16 protein-coding genes are annotated in these 17,925 nt (G+C 65.0%); 8 read left to right on the forward strand and 8 right to left on the reverse strand.

Going from position 1 to position 17,925, the window contains the following annotated elements:
- Positions 1–231 precede the first annotated feature (231 nt).
- The gene (locus FJ471_RS20440) at positions 232–1,149 is read right to left on the reverse strand and encodes an NADP-dependent oxidoreductase (RefSeq protein WP_140806465.1); all 918 of its coding nucleotides are present in this window, start codon (positions 1,147–1,149) and stop codon (positions 232–234) included.
- A gap of 103 nt (positions 1,150–1,252) precedes the next feature.
- Between FJ471_RS20440 and FJ471_RS20445 the strand changes: the two genes are divergently transcribed.
- Positions 1,253–2,656 carry a PLP-dependent aminotransferase family protein gene (locus tag FJ471_RS20445; RefSeq protein ID WP_140806472.1) on the forward strand — a complete coding sequence of 468 codons (1,404 nt, stop codon included), beginning with the start codon at positions 1,253–1,255 and terminating at the stop codon, positions 2,654–2,656.
- A 79-nt stretch (positions 2,657–2,735) separates the two neighbouring features.
- On the opposite strand, the gene FJ471_RS20450 is transcribed toward FJ471_RS20445, so the two are convergent.
- Positions 2,736–4,664: an LTA synthase family protein gene (locus tag FJ471_RS20450; protein WP_140806478.1), complete on the reverse strand. Its 1,929-nt coding sequence runs from the start codon at positions 4,662–4,664 to the stop codon at positions 2,736–2,738.
- A gap of 275 nt (positions 4,665–4,939) precedes the next feature.
- Here FJ471_RS20450 and fabD point away from each other — a divergent pair, with 275 nt between their 5' ends.
- The 7 genes from fabD to gmk all read left to right on the forward strand — a co-directional run bounded on the left by fabD (position 4,940) and on the right by gmk (position 11,741).
- Positions 4,940–5,881, forward strand: a complete 942-nt coding sequence (fabD, locus tag FJ471_RS20455; RefSeq protein ID WP_140806485.1) for an ACP S-malonyltransferase — start codon at positions 4,940–4,942, stop codon at positions 5,879–5,881.
- Positions 5,882–6,112: 231 nt separating this feature from the next.
- Positions 6,113–6,850 carry a 3-oxoacyl-[acyl-carrier-protein] reductase gene (gene fabG, locus FJ471_RS20465; protein WP_140806501.1) on the forward strand — a complete coding sequence of 246 codons (738 nt, stop codon included), beginning with the start codon at positions 6,113–6,115 and terminating at the stop codon, positions 6,848–6,850.
- A gap of 220 nt (positions 6,851–7,070) precedes the next feature.
- Complete coding sequence (locus FJ471_RS20470; protein WP_006203723.1) at positions 7,071–7,307, forward strand: acyl carrier protein; 237 nt, start codon at positions 7,071–7,073, stop codon at positions 7,305–7,307.
- A gap of 34 nt (positions 7,308–7,341) precedes the next feature.
- Positions 7,342–8,604, forward strand: a complete 1,263-nt coding sequence (gene fabF / locus FJ471_RS20475) for a beta-ketoacyl-ACP synthase II (RefSeq protein ID WP_140806509.1) — start codon at positions 7,342–7,344, stop codon at positions 8,602–8,604.
- Positions 8,605–8,758: 154 nt separating this feature from the next.
- Positions 8,759–10,036 carry an endolytic transglycosylase MltG gene (mltG, locus tag FJ471_RS20480; protein ID WP_140806517.1) on the forward strand — a complete coding sequence of 426 codons (1,278 nt, stop codon included), beginning with the start codon at positions 8,759–8,761 and terminating at the stop codon, positions 10,034–10,036.
- Between the two features lie 134 nt (positions 10,037–10,170).
- Positions 10,171–11,061 (forward strand): YicC/YloC family endoribonuclease, encoded by an 891-nt coding sequence (locus tag FJ471_RS20485; protein WP_140806523.1) that lies wholly within the window; start codon positions 10,171–10,173, stop codon positions 11,059–11,061.
- Between the two features lie 5 nt (positions 11,062–11,066).
- The gene (gmk, locus tag FJ471_RS20490; RefSeq protein ID WP_095767013.1) at positions 11,067–11,741 is read left to right on the forward strand and encodes a guanylate kinase; all 675 of its coding nucleotides are present in this window, start codon (positions 11,067–11,069) and stop codon (positions 11,739–11,741) included.
- Positions 11,742–11,780: 39 nt separating this feature from the next.
- Here gmk and FJ471_RS20495 read toward each other — a convergent pair whose 3' ends face one another.
- The 6 genes from FJ471_RS20495 to FJ471_RS20520 form a co-directional block, all read right to left on the reverse strand.
- Complete coding sequence (locus tag FJ471_RS20495; RefSeq protein WP_140806530.1) at positions 11,781–12,074, reverse strand: type II toxin-antitoxin system RelE/ParE family toxin; 294 nt, start codon at positions 12,072–12,074, stop codon at positions 11,781–11,783.
- Positions 12,071–12,379 carry a type II toxin-antitoxin system RelB/DinJ family antitoxin gene (locus tag FJ471_RS20500; protein WP_140806536.1) on the reverse strand — a complete coding sequence of 103 codons (309 nt, stop codon included), beginning with the start codon at positions 12,377–12,379 and terminating at the stop codon, positions 12,071–12,073. The genes FJ471_RS20495 and FJ471_RS20500 overlap by 4 nt, the downstream gene beginning before the upstream one ends.
- 81 nt (positions 12,380–12,460) lie before the next feature.
- Positions 12,461–13,306, reverse strand: coding sequence for a 16S rRNA (adenine(1518)-N(6)/adenine(1519)-N(6))-dimethyltransferase RsmA (gene rsmA, locus FJ471_RS20505; RefSeq protein ID WP_140806543.1), 846 nt, complete (start codon positions 13,304–13,306; stop codon positions 12,461–12,463).
- Between the two features lie 7 nt (positions 13,307–13,313).
- Entirely contained in the window at positions 13,314–14,348 is a 1,035-nt protein-coding gene (gene pdxA / locus FJ471_RS20510; RefSeq protein WP_140806549.1) for a 4-hydroxythreonine-4-phosphate dehydrogenase PdxA, read from the reverse strand.
- Between the two features lie 69 nt (positions 14,349–14,417).
- Complete coding sequence (locus FJ471_RS20515; RefSeq protein ID WP_140806555.1) at positions 14,418–15,341, reverse strand: peptidylprolyl isomerase; 924 nt, start codon at positions 15,339–15,341, stop codon at positions 14,418–14,420.
- 222 nt (positions 15,342–15,563) lie between these two features.
- The coding region (locus FJ471_RS20520; protein WP_246684774.1) for an LPS-assembly protein LptD at positions 15,564–17,925 on the reverse strand (2,362 nt) is incomplete at its 5' end.

Consider the following 17,925-nt stretch of genomic DNA (forward strand, 5'->3'; position numbering starts at 1 on the left):
CCACTGCAGACCGCATCTCATCCTTATTGCGCATGAATCGATCCGTCCATACCACGGACGCAGATGCCGGTGCGGCGATGGCGCCGTTCAAATCCTCTTGGCCACACCGGATCGAGAACAGAGCGCGGTATCTCGGTGCCTATGGGCAGATGCCCTCGAGCGAGAGGTCCAACCAGCGGCCCCCACTGAAGCAATGGGGCCGCATCCGCGCTGCGCCGGGTAGCAGCCGGTTCACGGGTGAACGCGGATGACCGTTTTCCCCGCGCGTCGCTCGGTCGCGTTGAAGGCTGAGATCGCCTCGTCGAGGGTAGCGACTTTGCCGATGTTCGTCCGCAGTCGTCCGTCCCGCACCCGCTGAACGATCTCACCCAGTTGGGCACGATCGGACTCGACCACGAAGTCGATGGCCAGGCCATCCACGGGACGTGCCTCGGTCGGGCCGACCGCGGTCACCAGTATGCCTCCGGCTCGAATCAGAGCCGTGGACCGCTTCTGAATGTCGCCGCCGATGACATCGAACACCAGATCGATCCGACCGACGTCCTCCAGGGTGTCGTTCTCAAGATCGACGAACGTATTTGCGCCGAAGTCGAGCGCCTTCTGGCGGTCGCCGGCACGTCCGGTGCCGATGACATAGGCGCCGGCCTCGCGTGCGAGCTGCGTCACCATGGACCCGACTGCGCCGGCCGCGCCGTGAGCGAGGACGCTCTGGCCGGCCTGAAGGCGGCCGTGTTGAAAGAGTCCCTGCCATGCGGTCAGGCCCGAGATCGGCAGGCTCGCGCCCACCGTGAAGTCGACATCGCCCGGCAGCGGCGCGAGGTTGCGCGCCTCCATGGCCACATATTCCGCCAGCGTCCCGTCGCGGTGCCAGTCGGCGAGGCCGAACACGCGCTGTCCAACCGAGAGCCCGGTCGTGCCGTAGCCGAGAGCGGTGACCACCCCGGCCAGTTCGTGTCCAGGGATCGATGGTGTCCGGTCACGATCGCGGCGGTCGGCCCAGGTCGAGGGCCACTCGAGTTCAGTCGGGACGAATCCCGATGCATGAACCCGGACAACGACGTCGTTTATCGCTGCCTGCGGCTCGGGCCGGTCCACCAGCGTCATCCCGGCCGTCCCTGCGGCCTGGTCCTCCACAACAATTGCTTTCATGAAGATTGTCTCCTCGATCGTTCGTGACGATGGCCGCTAGATGTGTCCGGCTCTGGTCATGAAACAGGACCAAGATTGGCGGGAATGATGGTACCATTGCTCAATGACCGTTGTGCCCATCGATCTCGACCGTGCCGCAAGAACGCCGCTGGCGACGCAGATCTACCGGGCGTTCCGGGACGCCATCGAGACGGAGCGGCTGGACCCCGGGGCGAAGCTCCCTTCTTGGCGTGATATGGCCGCACAGCTCGGCGTCTCGCGCGGCACCGTACGCGTCGCGTATCAGCGCCTCATCGACGAGCAGTTCGCCATCGGCGCCGGCGCGGCGGGCACCCGCGTCGCCAAGCGCCCCTCGCTTTCGTCGCCGCCCCTGTCGTCGACAGACTTGCCGCCTCTGCCGGAGCTGTTCCAAACCTATGGAACAGCGCCCTTGCCGTTCCAGATGGGCGTGCCCTCACAAGACGCCTTTCCGTTCAAGCTTTGGTCGCGGGTCGTCGCGCGAGCGGCGCGGCGGGCGGCGGCCGCGCCGGTCAGCTATCCCGATCCCCGGGGTGATCCGCAACTGCGAAAGGAGATCGCGGCCTATCTGGGAATTGCACGGGGTCTTCGGTGCAGTCCCGCCCAGGTGTTCGTCACGGGAGGTTATTCCGGGGCGCTTGGTCTGGTGGTGCGGGCTCTGCAGGTGGAGGGGGCGCGAGCCTTGATCGAGGATCCGAGCTTCCCGATCACACGCAAAGCGCTAGAGCTGGCCGGGATCGCCGCGACGGCCGTTGCGGTCGACGCCGAAGGCCTGGATGTCGCTTGCGCCATCCAGAGCGTCCAGGACGCGGCACTGGCAATCATCACGCCAGGGCAACATGCCCCGCTCGGGATGACGATGTCGCTGACCCGCAGGCTTGCGTTGCTCGCCTGGGCTCGGCGGAGCGACGCCTGGATCATAGAGGACGATTATCTGAGCGAGCTGCAACTGACCGGCCGGGCGGCTCCAGCGCTCGCATCGCTCGATCACGGCGGACGGGTCCTCCATGTTGGCAGCTTCAGCAAGACGATCAGCCCAGCTCTGCGCCTCGGCTTCGTCGTTGCGCCCTCCGGAATGACTGGCCGGTTCGGTGACGTGTGCGCTTGCCTGGCGCCGGCTCCAGCCCCGGCGCTCCAGGGCGCGGTGGCCGAGTTCCTGCGCGAGGGGCATTATATTCGGCATCTGCGGCGCATGAAGCGCCTCTATGCCTCTCGGCGGCAGGCGGTGCTCGATGGTCTCGCGCAGGTCGGGTCGAAGTCGCTGAAAGTCGAAGCCACTGCTGGCCTGGCGGTCATCGTCTCGACAACCGCCTCGGTGTCGGATGTAGAGATCGCCGGCCGCGCCCGCTCGTTCGGCTTGGCTCCGTCTCCTCTTTCTCAATGGTGCGTCCGATCACCCCCGTCACAGGGACTCCTGCTCGGCGTGACCAACTTGGATACGCGCCGGCTCACGCAATATTGCCGACAGCTTGCGGAAGCGGCGCAATAGCACCCTTCGCATTCACCGATCCTTGAAGGCCTGTCACTGCCGCGGTTTGCGGCGCCCCCGCCTCCAACGACCGCCCATCTCAGCTCGTATGCGCGACGAGCTTGTCCACCGTCTCGGGGAAGAAGTCGGGCGCCGAGTGCCGCTTGCCGAACATCATGTCGTACTGGATGAGCCGGAAATCGTTGATCTTCGGATCGATCTGCTTCTGCCGCGCCCAGTCCGGCGTCGCTTCGCCAGCGGGCGACAAAAGCAGGTTGCGGTCGACCACCCGGTAGCGTTCGCGCAGCGCGCCGAGGAAGCCGGTGTAATAGGGGTGGGTGATGCCGGCCGTGGTCAGGATATGGTAGGGCAGGAAGGCCGGGCTCACCGAGCCCAGGTTCTGCACCGGACCGGAGCGGTTCGACCAGATGATCAGCGGCGTGTCGTGGTGCTCGAGCGCGGCGTCGGCGCTAGGCTCCCTGCGCGGCGCGACATTGTCTTTGAGGAAGCCGGTCTCGACATAGACGGGTCCGAGCGGCGGCAGGTGGTCGCCGAAGAAGGCGATGATGGTCGGCCGCTGGCGCGCCTTCGCCCAGTCGATCAGCCGCTGCAGGCCACGATCGGCGTCGGCCGAGCCCTCGGCATAGGAAAGCAGCGATTCCCGCGCCCAGGAACTGATCGGCGCGTCGACCGAATGCGTCGGGTTGGAGTAGCGATAGGGCTCGTAAGGACCGTGGTTCTGCAGGCTGACGGCGAACAGGAACACCGGATCGTCGCTGGCGTCGGCCTCGCGGATGATCTCGTCGGTCATCGCCGCGTCCGAGGCGAGCGGCCCGCGCTTTTCCATCGGCGGCAGCGTCTCTTCCGAGCGGAAGTCGTTGAAGCCGAAATCGGCATAGACGGCGCCGCGGTTCCAGAACCAGTTGGTGCCCGGATGGATGGCGCGCGCCCGGTAGCCCTCGCTCTTCAGGAAGGTCGCCAGCGAGGGCGTTGGGGTGCGCACATATTGCTGGTAAGGGATCGAGCCGGCCGGCAGGAAGGCGTTGGAAAAGCCGGTCAGCGCCTCGAACTCGATATTGGCGGTCATGCCGCCGAACTCAGGCGAGAACATCGAGCCGGAGCGCAACGCCCTGACCGTCGGGATCGGGTCGGGCTTGATGGCGACGCCGGGCAACTGCGTCGGATCCCAGAAGGATTCGCTCATCACAACCACGATATCCGGCTTCTCGCCCGGCACCGACGCGGCGACGTCGGAGCGCTGGATCGCGTCCATCGTCTTTTCCGAATAGCCGGGTGGCGCCGAGACATGCGCCATCGGCACGTTCATCGCGAAGGCCAGCGCAAAGCCGTTGGAGGCATAGTTTTCCTTCTGGTCCCACATGATCGGGATGATCTGCAGCCGGTCGCGCGTCCACGAGAAGGTCGCGTAGTCCATGATCGAGACGAAGAAGGCGAGCAGCGGCACGGCAAGCGCCAGCCGCGCCAGGCGGCCCTTGCGGCTGAGGATCGGCACCCGCCGCCGCCAGGTCCGCCAGCCGTAGACGAGCAGCGTCAGGCCGCCGACGATGCCGACCGCCATCATGACGGCCGTCCACGGCCGCTCGCGCACCAGAAGCGGCATAAGCGCCACGATCTGGCGGGCAAACAGAAAATCCGTGGGGTAGAGGGGATCACCGAGATAGTGCGATTTCTGGTGGCCGACAAAGGCCAGCGCCAGCGTCAGCGGCGCCACGATCATCAGGCTCTGGTGGCTGCGCCCGAGGATGGCGTCGAGTCCGACCAGCACCAGGGCGAAGACGATGATGGTGGTCCAGCCCGGCTTGAAGGGCTGCAGGAAGAAATCGACCGTGCCGAAGAAATCGCCGCGCACGATCCATTCGATCGCGAACACGAGCAGTGCGGAAACCAGAAGCGTCGTCAGGCCGTAGCGTACCGTCGGCCATGCCCGCCCCGGCAGGTAGCCGGTGGACGGATCGTCTTCCAAAAACTGCGGCACGGGTTTGGCCGCGCCTTTCCTGATCCTTGCCACTCTGCTTCCCCCGGCCACGCAACCCGCCTTCCACACGCGTCACGCTTCTGTCATCGAAGTGTCACGCAAAGCTAGCGCCTGTGGCGGAAATAAGAAGAGCCAGCAAACTAAACGTGAGCGGTTTTCATCAGGTGTGATCGCCAAAAAGCCTTTTGGAACAGGGAGTCAGCGCGGTTTTCCGGCTGAAATGCGGGCGGAAGAGATGCCCGCGGGCTTGACTTGGCCGTCCGCCTTGCGCCAGAGGCAGGGAAAACCAGCCTTTGGAGAGACCTCAAATGGCCGTCGCATTCACCTTTCCGGGACAGGGCAGCCAGGCCGTCGGCATGGGCAAGGACCTCGCCGATGCCTTCCCCGAAGCGCGCCGCGTCTTCGAGGAAGTGGACGCCGCGCTCGGCGAAAAACTGTCGAAACTGATCTGGGAAGGCCCGGAAGAGACGCTGACGCTGACCGCCAACGCGCAGCCGGCGCTGATGGCGGTGTCGCTGGCGGCGATGCGGGCGCTCGAAGCGCGCGGCTTCTCGCTGAAGGACAAGGTGGCTTATGTGGCCGGTCATTCGCTGGGCGAATATTCCGCGCTTGCCGCTGCCGGCTTCGTTTCGGTCGGCGATGCGGCGCGGCTGCTTCGGACCCGCGGCAACGCCATGCAGGCGGCGGTGCCGGCCGGCGAGGGGGCCATGGCCGCCATCATCGGGCTGGAGCAGGCCGATGTTGAAGCCGCTTGCGCCGAGGCCGCCAAAGGCTCCGTCTGCCAGGTCGCCAACGACAATGGCGGCGGCCAGCTGGTGATTTCCGGCGCCAAGGCGGCGGTCGAGCTGGCGGCGAAGCTTTGCACTGAAAAGGGCGCCAAGCGGGCGCTGATGCTGCAGGTTTCCGCTCCCTTCCACTCGGCGCTGATGGCGCCGGCGGCCGACATCATGCGCGAGGCGCTGACGGGCGTGGCCAAGCAGGCGCCGGTGGTCCCCGTCGTCTCCAACGTGACGGTGACGCCGACCAGCGATCCGGACGAGATCGCCCGCCGGCTGGTCCAGCAGGTCACCGGCCGCGTGCGCTGGCGCGAGACGGTGGAATGGTTCGGCGCAAATGGTGTGGCAACACTCTACGAGGTCGGCGCCGGCAAAGTGCTGTCGGGTCTGGCGCGCCGCATCAACCGCGACATCGCCACCGGCGCCATCGGCACGGCGGCGGAAGTCGAGGCGGCGCTGGCGGCACTTGGCTAAGGAGCGCTCGAACGTTACCGATAGGTGTCGAATTGTTCACTTCGAAGATTGGTCTAAGCAAAACCGAACGGCTGAACGAGGACTATCGCGTTGCAGGTGAGGTTGTGGAGCGCATTCGGCGCGGTGACGAGGATGTACAAAAGGCCGAAGATTTCTGGCGTGGTTTAGATGATTTGACGTATACGGAGCCAGGATCGCCCGCGGCGAATTCGGAAAAATGAGGTTGCAAAAATGTTCGAACTGACCGGCCGCAAGGCGCTCGTCACCGGCGCAACGGGTGGCATCGGCGAGGCGATCGCCAGGGTGCTGCACAGCCAGGGCGCCATCGTCGGCCTGCACGGCACCCGTGTCGAGAAGCTGGAGGCCCTGGCTGGCGAATTGGGCGACCGCGTAAAACTGTTTCCGGCGGATCTGACCAACCGCGACGCGGTCAAGGCGCTCGGGCAGAAGGCGGAAGCCGATCTCGGGGGCGTCGACATCCTGGTCAACAATGCCGGTATCACCAAGGACGGCCTGTTCGTGCGCATGTCGGACGCCGACTGGGACACCGTGATCGAGGTGAACCTCACCGCCGTGTTCCGGCTCACCCGCGAGCTGACCCATCCGATGATGCGCCGCCGTCATGGCCGCATCATCAACATCACCTCGGTGGTCGGCGTCACCGGCAATCCCGGCCAGACCAATTACTGCGCCTCCAAGGCCGGCATGATCGGCTTTTCCAAGTCGCTGGCGCAGGAGATCGCCACCCGCAACATCACCGTCAACTGCGTCGCCCCGGGCTTCATCGAATCGGCCATGACCGACAAGCTCAACGACAAGCAGAAAGAGACGATCATGGCCGCGATCCCGACAAGGCGCATGGGCACCAGCGCCGAGGTCGCGTCCGCCGTCGCCTATCTTGCTTCCAATGAGGCGGCTTACGTTACCGGCCAGACCATTCATGTGAATGGCGGCATGGCGATGATCTGACGGGGTGATGGTCTGACCGATCAGGGTCGGCCGCGCCTGTGAAAACAGCCATTTCGGCTTGGACGCCCGCCATTTTTCGTGTAATGCGGCCCGCAACCCGGCGGTTCGGGCAAAAGCCGGTCCTGTGGCGTTGCGTTGCCCGCAAGACCATCTTTCAGCTTGATTAGCGGCATTCCGCCCGCTAACGAAGATAGACAACATGAGACGAGGATTGCCCCAAATGAGTGACACCGCAGAGCGCGTCAAGAAGATCGTCATCGAGCATCTCGGCGTCGATGCCGACAAGGTGACGGAGCAGGCGAGCTTCATCGACGATCTGGGCGCGGACAGCCTCGACACGGTCGAACTCGTCATGGCGTTCGAAGAAGAATTCGGCGTCGAGATTCCGGACGATGCCGCCGAGACCATCCTGACCGTCGGCGACGCCGTGAAGTATATCGACAAGGCCTCGGCCTGAGTTCTTTCGCAGGCATTACCGGGGAGGACCTGCGATGAGGCGTGTCGTCGTCACGGGCCTTGGCCTGCTTTCGCCGTTTGGCACGGGCGTCGAGCACAGCTGGCGGGAATTGCTCTCCGGCCGCAGCGCTTGCCGCCGCGTCACTGAATTCGAGGTGGACGATCTTGCCTGCAAGATCGCCCACGTCATCCCGCGCGGCGACGGCTCGAACGGCACCTTCAATCCGGAGGCCGTGCTCGAGCCGAAGGAACTGCGCAAGATCGGCGAGTTCATCCTTTACGGCATCGCGGCCGCCGACGAGGCGCTGGCCGATTCCGGCTGGAAGCCTCAGACGCATGAGGAGCAATGCGCCACCGGCGTGCTGATCGGCTCCGGCATCGGCGGCATCGACGGCATCGCGGAAAACGCGATGATCCTCAAGGAACGCGGCCCGCGCCGCATCAGCCCCTTCTTCATTCCCGGGCAGATCATCAACCTGGTTTCCGGCCAGGTCTCCATCCGCCACGGCCTGAAAGGCCCGAACCATGCGGTGGTCACGGCCTGTTCGACCGGCGCGCACGCCATCGGCGATGCGGCCCGGCTGATCATGTGGGGCGATGCCGATGTGATGCTGGCGGGCGGCGCCGAAGCGCCGATCACCCGGCTGTCGATTGCCGGCTTCGCCGCCTGCCGCGCGCTTTCCACGGAGCGCAACGACAGCCCCGAAACAGCATCGCGACCCTACGACCGCGACCGCGATGGCTTCGTCATGGGCGAGGGCGCCGGCGTCGTCGTCCTGGAGGAGCTGGAGCACGCCAAGGCGCGCGGCGCCAAGATCTATGCCGAAGTCACCGGCTATGGCCTGACTGGCGATGCCCACCATATCACCGCGCCGGCCGAAGATGGCGATGGCGCCTTCCGCTGCATGACGGCGGCGCTGAACCGGGCGAAACTCTCGCCGGCCGACATCGACTACATCAACGCGCACGGCACCTCGACCATGGCCGACACGATCGAGCTCGGCGCGGTCGAGCGGCTGGTCGGCAATGCCGCCTCGAAGATTTCGATGTCGTCGACCAAGTCGTCGATCGGTCATCTGCTGGGCGCCGCGGGTGCCGCGGAAGCGATCTTTTCGATCCTTGCCATCCGCGACAACGTAGCGCCCGCCACCATCAATCTCGACAATCCGGAACGCGAGACGGCGATCGATCTCGTGCCGAACAAGCCGCGCCAGCGCCAGATCGACGTCGCGCTGTCGAATTCCTTCGGCTTCGGCGGCACCAACGCCTCGCTCGTGTTCCAGCGTTACAATGGCTGAAAGATCCTAGGAAAGAGTGCATAGCGTTTCCGACCGGGATTGCTCAGAGACAGACAATCAGCCGGCAGTCCCGCCACCTGCCGTCATTTTTGCCAAATTCTCCCCTAGCTTCTTGCCGGGGGATTCGTTGCAGATCAGACGGTAGGGCGCGCCCATGAGCACAAATCCGGGGAGCACAAATCCTGGGAGCACAAACCCAGGCGGCGACGGGGAATTCGGACGGCAAGGCACAAAGGGCCCGATCGTGCCGAAGACCGCGGCCGAGGCGTTGCGCCCGGAAGCCGGCACGCCGCCGCCGTCGAAGCGGTCGCGCGCCTCGCGCAGCCAGGTCGTCGTGTTCCTCAATTTCTTCCTCTCCATGGTCATCCTGGTCGTGCTTGCCTCGGGGGCCGCGCTCTATTTCGGCATGCAGGCTTTCGTCGAGCCCGGTCCGTCCGCCAATGGCGATACTTTCATGATCAAGCCGAACACCGGCGTCCAGGAGATCGCCGACCAGCTCGAACGCCGCAGCCTGATCAGCGATGCCCGCATCTTCCGGCTCGGCGTGCGCGCCACCGGCAATGAAACGGCGCTGAAGGCTGGCGAATACGCCATCAAGCCGCGCGCCTCGATGCGCGACATCATGGACCTCTTCAAGAGCGGCAAGTCGGTGATGTACTCGCTCACCATTCCCGAAGGGCTGACGGTCGAGCAGGCGCTGCAGCGCGTCGCCGATCAGGAGGCGCTTACCGGCGACATGCCGCCGAGCTTGCCGCCGGAGGGCAGCATTGCCACCGACACGCTGCGCTTCACGCGCGGCGCCACCAGGCAGCAGATGGTCGACAAGCTGGTTGCCGACCAGAAGAAGCTCGTCGACGACGTCTGGTCGCATCGCGCGCCCGACCTGCCGGTCGCCAACGTCGATGACTTCGTCACGCTGGCTTCCATCGTCGAGAAGGAGACGGGCCGCAGCGACGAGCGCTCGCGCGTCGCTGCCGTGTTCCTCAATCGCCTGGCCAAGGGCATGCGGCTGCAGTCCGACCCGACCATCATCTACGGCCTGTTCGGCGGCAAGGGAAAGCCGGCCGACCGGCCGATCTATCAGTCGGACCTCGACAAGCAGACGCCCTACAACACCTACATGATCAAGGGCCTGCCGCCGACGCCGATCGCCAATCCCGGTCGCGCTGCGCTCGAAGCGGTCGCCAATCCGTCGAAGACCGACGACCTCTATTTCGTCGCCGACGGCAATGGCGGCCATGTCTTTGCCGCGACGTTGGAAGAGCATAACCAGAATGTCGCCCGCTACCGGGCGCTGCAGAAGAAGCAGGCGGATGCTGCGGCCAAGGCTTCCGGCCAGACGACGGCGCCGGCCGCTCCCGATGGCAATGCCGACGGCAATGACGCCGGGGGCAATGGCGACGGCGGCGAGAACGGCGACGCTGCCCAGTAGGCTTGCCGCACGCGTCCTTTGACGCGAGGCCATATTCATGTTTTGAGGGGGCGCCGGCCGATCGTCCGGCGATTTTTGGGGCGCGCAGCGCTGGGCCACGTATGCCTTGGCTGCGACAGGGGGACGACAGGGCAATGAGCCTGCAAAGCATGACCGGTTTTGCGCGGTCCGCCGCCGAAAGCGAGGGCACCTCGATCGCCTGGGAGGTGAAATCGGTGAACGGCAAGAGCGCCGAGGTGAGGCTGAGGTTGCCGCAGGGGTTCGACCGGCTGGAGACCGCTGTCCGGCAGACCATCCAGAAGCGCTTCGCGCGTGGCAATTTCCAGGCGACGTTGAGCATCGGCCGCGCCGTTGCAAGGCAAACCCAGCCGGTGGTCAACGAGGCGTTCCTCAAGGACCTTGCGGGGCTCGCCAAGCGCTTGCAGGAGCAGTTCGGCACCCACCCCGCCACCGCCGACGGCCTGCTCTCCCTGCGCGGGGTGCTCGACGTCCCGGAGGCCGTCGAGACCGATGAGGAACGGGCCGCTCTCGATGCCGCGATCGTGTCGGCGCTCGAGGCAGCGCTCGCCGGCCTCGAGCAGGCGCGCCTCGGCGAGGGTACGGCACTTGGCGCGCTGCTTTCCGGCCATGTCGACGCCATCGAGGCGCTGACGCTCAAGGCCGAAGCCGACTCCTCGCGCGAGCCCGCCGCGATCCGCGAGCGCATCGCCGAGCAGGTGCGCCTCCTGATGGATGCTTCGGCCAATCTCGATGCCGCCCGGCTGCACCAGGAAGCGGCCTTCCTCGCCACCAAGGCCGACATCCGCGAGGAGATCGACCGGCTGAAGACGCATGTCGCTTCGGCGCGGGCGCTGCTCAAAAGCGGCGGTGCCGTTGGCCGCAAGCTCGATTTTCTGGCCCAGGAATTCAATCGCGAATCGAATACCTTATGCTCCAAGTCGAACGCCGCCGCGGTCACCGCGATCGGGCTGGAGCTCAAGGCGGTGGTCGACCAGTTTCGCGAGCAGGTCCAGAATCTGGAGTGACGGGAATGGTTGCCAAGGAACCGACGGCTGCCAGGGATTTGGGATCCCGCATCCGCCGCCGCGGATTGATGCTGGTGCTGTCGTCGCCGTCGGGCGCCGGCAAGTCGACGATCGCGCGCAATCTTCTGGAAAGCGATGGAAGCCTCGAGCTTTCGGTCTCCGTCACGACAAGGCCACGCCGCGGTTCGGAGATCGAAGGCGTCCACTATCATTTCCGCACCATGCGCGAGTTCGAGCGGCTGCGCGATTCCGACGCGCTGCTCGAATGGGCCGAAGTGCACGGCAATTGCTATGCGACACCGCGCGAGCCGGCGGAAATCGCGCTGGCCGAAGGCCGCGACATGCTCTTCGACATCGACTGGCAGGGCGCCCAGCAGCTCAAGGAGAAGATGCGCGCCGACATCGTCTCGATCTTCATCCTGCCGCCTTCGATGAAGGAATTGAAGGCGCGCCTGAAGCGCCGCGCCGAGGACCAGGAATCGGTCATCGAAACCAGGCTGAAGAACGCTCGCCTCGAGATCGAGCATTGGAAGGAATACGACTTCGTCATCGTCAACGACGATCTCGACCGCGCCTTCGCCGAGGTTCGCGCCATCGTCACGGCGGAACGGCTTCGGCGCGACAGGCGGCCGGGCCTGTTCGATTTCATTTCGGGATTGCTGGACGAGAAGACGGGGTAAGGCAGCAGCTCGTTGGCACCTTGGACCAAACAAGCCTCATCAGCTGCCCGGTAGCTCATCTGGCCAACGTTGTGCGCCGTGAAGCGCGCGCAGAATTCGAACGGCATTCTCGGTCACTTGATAGGCGGCGATATACGGGGTTCCGACGATGACAAGCTCTCGGGTTTGCGCAAGCCTGCCGGGCCGGCCGCTCTCGGGAAAGTCCTGAAGGCGGCTTGTCGCCGTGATTATCCGCTCGTCTATCGCGATTGCGGCCATAGGATTTTCGGCCTCGATATGCGTGAATATCCCGTCGCGATCCGAAAGCGCCAGGACTGACCAGACGATCCTCAAGATTTAGCGTTACCGGCCTTGCGACGCGCCGCCGCGCGTCGCTTGGCAAAATGCGCCTCAACTTGTTCGCCCGAAATGTCTGGTCGGGTGTCGTCGATTGCTTCGCGCACTTTTGCGCGAAACCACGCATCGTGCGCCTCACTCGTTGCGAGCAGATCGATAGGCAACGCGCCCTCGTTGGCGGTTCGGGTAAGAAGTATACGGACTGCATCCGAAACCGTGAGGCCCATGCTTTCGAGCACCGCGGAGGCCCGATCCCGGATTTCGGCGTCGATACGCGTCTGGACAAGTGCGTTCGTTGGCATGGCAACCTCCTTTGCCATATTGTAATGCATTTGAATGACGATTGCCAGCGCAGCCTTCCTTTCCCGTCCACCGAAAAAGAACTACATCGCGTTCGTCAGCCTGACGAACTCCTCCACGCTGAGCGTTTCGGCCCGCCGCGTCGGGTCGATGCCGGCACGCGTGAGCAAGGCTTCGCCGCCCAGGCTCTTCACGCTTTGCCTGAGCATCTTGCGGCGCTGGCCGAAGGCCGCCTCGGTGACGCGGCCGAGCTTTTTGCCGTCCACGGGCAGGGGAGACTGCCGTGGCACCAGATGCACCACGGAGGAAGTGACCTTCGGCGGCGGTGTGAATGCCTGCGGCGGCACGTCGAACGCGATCCTCGCCTCGGTGCGCCAGCCGGCCAGCACGCCGAGCCGGCCATAGGCGTCGCTGCCCGGATCCGCGGTAATGCGCTCCGCCACCTCGCGCTGGAACATCAGCGTCAGCGACTGGTAGAAGGGGGGCCAGTCGGCCACCGTCAGCCAGCGGATCAGAAGCTCGGTGCCGATGTTGTAGGGCAGATTGGCAACGATCTTCACCGGCGCGCCGTTCGCGGTGTCGGCAAGTGCTGCAAAATCCGTTTTCAGAGCATCGCCGGCAATGACCTCGAGGCGGCCGGGATAGTGGCTGGAGACCTCGGCCAGCGCTTCCAGGCAGCGCTCGTCGCGCTCGATGGCGATCACGCGCCGCGCGCCGTTGAAGAGCAGCGCCCGCGTTAGCCCGCCTGGGCCCGGACCGACCTCGATCACCGTCGCCTCGCCGAGATCGCCGGCCGCGCGCGCGATCTTGCCTGTCAGGTTCAGGTCGAGCAGGAAATTCTGCCCAAGCGCCTTCTTGGCCTGCAGGCCGTGCCGCTCGATCACCTCGCGCAGCGCCGGCAACCCGTCGATCGTGGTGCGTCCGCTCAATGGATCCTCACGCGGCCGCCATCTGCCGGCCGCTGTCGGCGAGCCGGCGCGCCAGCCTCAGCGCGGCGATCAGGCTGTCGGCGCGCGCGATACCTTTGCCGGCGATGTCGAAGGCCGTGCCATGGTCGGGCGAGGTGCGGATGAAAGGCAGGCCCAGCGTCACGTTCACCGCTTCGTCGAAGGCCAAAGTCTTGGCCGGTATCAGCGCCTGGTCGTGATACATGCACAGCGCAGCGTCATAGGCGGCGCGCGCCCGCGGATGGAACATCGTGTCGGCCGGCAGCGGTCCGATCGCGTCGATGCCTTCCGCTTTCAACATCTCGACGGCCGGGGCGACGATGGCAATGTCCTCCAGGCCCATGGCGCCGCCTTCGCCGGCATGCGGGTTGAGCCCGGCGATCGCAAGCCTGGGCCGCGAGATGCCGAAACGGCTCTTGAGATCGGCGGCGGTGATGCGCGCGGTGGCAATGATCAGTTCCGTCGTCAGTACCTTTGGCACGTCGGCCAAGGCGATGTGGATGGTCACGGGGACGGTGCGCAGATCCGGTCCGGCCAGCAGCATTACCGGCGTCACGTCGCTGCCGGTGTGGCGCGAGGCCAGATGCGCCAGATATTCGGTGTGGCCGGGAAAGCCGAATCCGGCATCATAGAGCGGCTTCTTGGCGATCGGGCAGGTGACCACAGCGGCGGCGCGGCCGGCCAGACAGTCGGCGACGGCGCGGTCGATGGCCTCGATCGTGCCGGCGGCGTTGGCCGGATCCGGTTGTCCCGGGCTGTCGACGTGGCGCGCCTCGAGCGGCACGACAGGCAGAGCCCGGGCAAAGTGATGCGCCGCCTGTCCCGGCAGCGTCTCGGCAATCGTGATGTTCGCGCCGACGAGGCGGGCGCGGGCTTCGATCAGCGCGGGGTCGGCGATGAGATAGAAGGGCGGCACGCCGGCACTGTCGCCTGCCTGCCAGGCGGCGATGGCGATTTCGGGCCCGATGCCCGAGGGGTCGCCGACGCTGAGCGCAAGCGGGGCATCGGTCTTCTGCACACTCATGCCAGTTCGCGGATCAGGCCGCTCATGGCTTGGGCGAACTTGCTGCTGTGTCGAGACACGCTTGTCGCTCTAGCGCTCGACGATCTTGGCCTTCTGGCGCAATTCGGCGACATACTTCTTGCTGAGTTCTTCGGCGTCCTTGTCGCTGCTGCCTTCGGCCTGGAACACCGTCTGCGCGGCCTTGTCGTCGGAAACCTCGCGCGAGGAGCAGATGCCGATGAATTCGACGCCGCGCTCTGTCTCGCGGGTCGGCGTCGCGCCGCCGGCCTTGGTCGCCTTGATCTGCTCGGCCCAGTCGGACGGCAATTGCGGCGCCAGAAACCGGCCGAGATCGCGCACGGTGACGTCGAGCAAGCCCTTGGCAAACTCGCGCGTGGTGTTGCAGCCGTTGAAGCGGGCGCGCATGGCGTCCGCTTCGCGCTTGCGTTTGGCGAGCGTGGCGGCGCGCTCCGATGCCGGCACCACGAAGATCACCTGCTGCAGCATGTATTCCGTCGCGGTCGGCTTGGCGCCGCCCTTGTCGAGCATGCGCCGCACGGCGTCCTGCTCGGTCACCGAGCCGCCTTCGCCGGAGCGGTAGCGTGCGCTGAGCGCCTGGTTCCAGGCCATCTGGGCGCGGATGAATTCCTTGAAATGCTCCTTGGTGACGCCCGATTGCGCCATGATCGCGTCCAGTTTCGCCAGCGGCATCTTGTTGCCTGAGGCAAAGCGCTGGTAGGCAGCGTCGACCTGCTGATCGCTGATGCGGATGCCGAGCCGCTTGGCCTCCGCCAGCCGCAGCGTCTGGTCGATCATCTCCTCCTTGGCATCGCCCTTCTTGTGCTGCAGCTTGAAGAAGGCGGCCCGGTGCGCGATGTCGCCGGAGGTGATCGGTATGCCGTTGACGACATACTTGATCTCAGCGGCGAAAGCGGGCTGCACGGCAGCCGTGACCGAAACCGAGGCCGCCGCCACCAGAAGCGCGAATCCCGCTGAAAACAGGTATTTCCTCATCTTGCCTTCCCAATTTTTCCCCACCACGACGGCATCGCGCGTCCTCCGAACGCCTGCACGATGCAGTCGACCCCATGCCCGTCCTATGCGGCGAAACGATGTCGCCGGCGCATGACGCCGAGAATCGAGCCTATACTCAAGGGATCGCGCGTCAAATCAAGGCCCAAGCACCATGAGCGCCCGGAACGGCGCACGGCTCCGAGTCCATGCGCGCAGTCGTGGTCACTGAATGGTATCGACCGAGCTTGTTGACGAGCCGAAATCGCCGAGCGTGCGGAACGACAGGTTGAAACCGATGTTCTGCGACACTTCCTTGGTGACGGTGTCACGCGTCTGCGAATACGTCATGATGTAAGTGAAGCAGGAATCGTTATAGGCGAACCCGACACCGTCCTTGACCAGCACATTTGTCTCGATGTCGTAGGTACCGGTGCCGAACAGCCGCCAGTTCTGCGCCAGATGCGTCGAGGCGCCGAGCGTGAGCTCGTGACGGTCGGTGGTGAAGCCATAGAGCGGCTGCGCCTCGATGAAGGCATATTTGGCGCTGAGCGATATCGGCAGGCTGGAATAGGCAGCCTTCACTTCGGCGCGCCTGACCTCCCAAGTCTGCTCGTCGAAACGACTGCTCAGCGAGCCGGAGAAACCGCTTGGGCTGTTGAAACCGACCAGGCCGACATAGTCCGAGGTCCGCTTATCCAGGCCGGACTCGGCCCCGACATTCACGAGATCGGGTGCGGCAAAGGAGTTTTCGCCGGCAAGCTGGTAGGACTGACCGAAAATAGCGTTCGTGGCCCAGCCATTGTCATAGGCGCCCGAGTAACGGAAGCCGACATTGGCGCGCGTGCCGCCTTCGATGCGGTCATAGCCCGAGAATTTATCACGCTCGAACAGCGTGGTGGCATCGAAGACGAAGCTCTGCGCGTCTTCGTTAGGAATGGCCAGCCCGCCGACATATTGCTCGTTCGGACGCACGAAGACCTGCGCCGTCGGCTCCAGGATATGGCTGGAGCTGGGCATCGAGAACAGCAGCGGCCAACGCGCCTCGAGGCCAAGGGTGGCCATGTAGCGGGCAAGCGACGAGCGCATGTCGACGTCCTGGCCGAGATTCGTCGCCATCTGGTTGACGGCATCGAGCGAAGCCGAATTGGCGTTGACATAGCCGGTGTCGCCACGCAACGCGAGCAATGGCGTCAATTGCAGGCCGCCATCGGTGGTGAAGGTGCGCTTCCATTCGGCTTCCGCGCTCAGCCGGCTCGACTCGCCTTCGATACCGCGCACATTGTTGATGGAATCGGGATTCTTGATATCCGCGAGCACGGCGTCTAGCCGGTTGCGGCTGATCACGCGTGCGTTGACGTTGAACGACAGCTGGCCGCCGGCCACCGACGTGTCCGGGATATAGGCGTAGTCGAGCGACGGCAGCACCCAGGGCTGCTTGGCGGCGCGCGCCGTCGGGTCGCTGGAGAGCGTGTCTTCCTGCACCTCGAAGCGCATGGCGCGGACGTCGAAATAATTGCGGTCGCTCAAGCCCGTCAGATAGATCGACGACTGGTGGACGAGATCGCTGTAGCCGTCGATGTTGTAGGTGCGCGAGAATTCCTTGTCGGTCTGCAACAGCACGTCCCAGCCGAAATTCCAGCGCTCGTTGATGGCGAACTGGCCCTTGGTGCCCATCATGCCGCGGAACTTGTTCGGATCGTTGGGTGCGCCGGAATTCACATTATGGCCGGCGGAATCGATGAACGCGTCGGGATCCTGCTGGTTGATGCCGGCGATCTTCAGCGTGTACTGGCCGTTGTTGAAGCGCTGGCGCCACTCGGCCTCGCCGAGGAAGCCTTGCTTGGTATAGCCGCTGCCGGTGACGGTCAGGTCATAGGTCGGAGACAGGGCGAAATAATAGGGGACTTTGACGCCGACGCCGAGATGGTTGTTGTAGACGATGCCGGGGATCAGGAAGCCGCTCTTGCGCTTCACCGTCGGGTCGGCGATCTCGAAGGCCGGCAGGTAGGCAAGCGGGAAGCCGAAGAATTCGAAATTCGAGTTCTCGAAGCGGACCGTCTTCTTCTCGCCGTTCCAGATGATCTTTCGCGCCTTGACGCGCCAGGTCGGCGCTTTGTCGGGCTTGTCCTCGCAAGGTTCGCAGGCGGTGTAGACGCCGTTGTGGAAGGTGGTGAGCACGCCGCCCATGCGCTCGGCGCTCTCGGCGGCGAAATAAGCCTTGTCGATCGTCTCGACGCGCAGCGCGTTGAGAAAACCGTCGGCGAAATCGTCGGTGATGTCGATATGGTCGGAATTGACCTTGGTGCCGTCGCTGTTGATCAACTCGACGGCGCCGCTGGCAACGAGGCGCTTGGTGTCGCGGTTGTACACCACACGCTGGGCGACCAGCTTGTTGCCGCCATAGTCGATCTGCACGCCGCCGACAGCCGTCACCGTATGCTTGTCGTTGTCATAGACGAGCGTATCGGCGGCCAGCAGCATCTGCGTGCCGGAAGGGACGGACTTGGCAGCGATGGTCTGCGCCAGCGCGGGTGCCGTCGGCCCCGCACACGCGAACAGACATGCCAAGGCGGTCGCCCCATAG

Source organism: Mesorhizobium sp. B2-7-1 (genome assembly GCF_006440735.1).
Classification (GTDB): domain Bacteria; phylum Pseudomonadota; class Alphaproteobacteria; order Rhizobiales; family Rhizobiaceae; genus Mesorhizobium.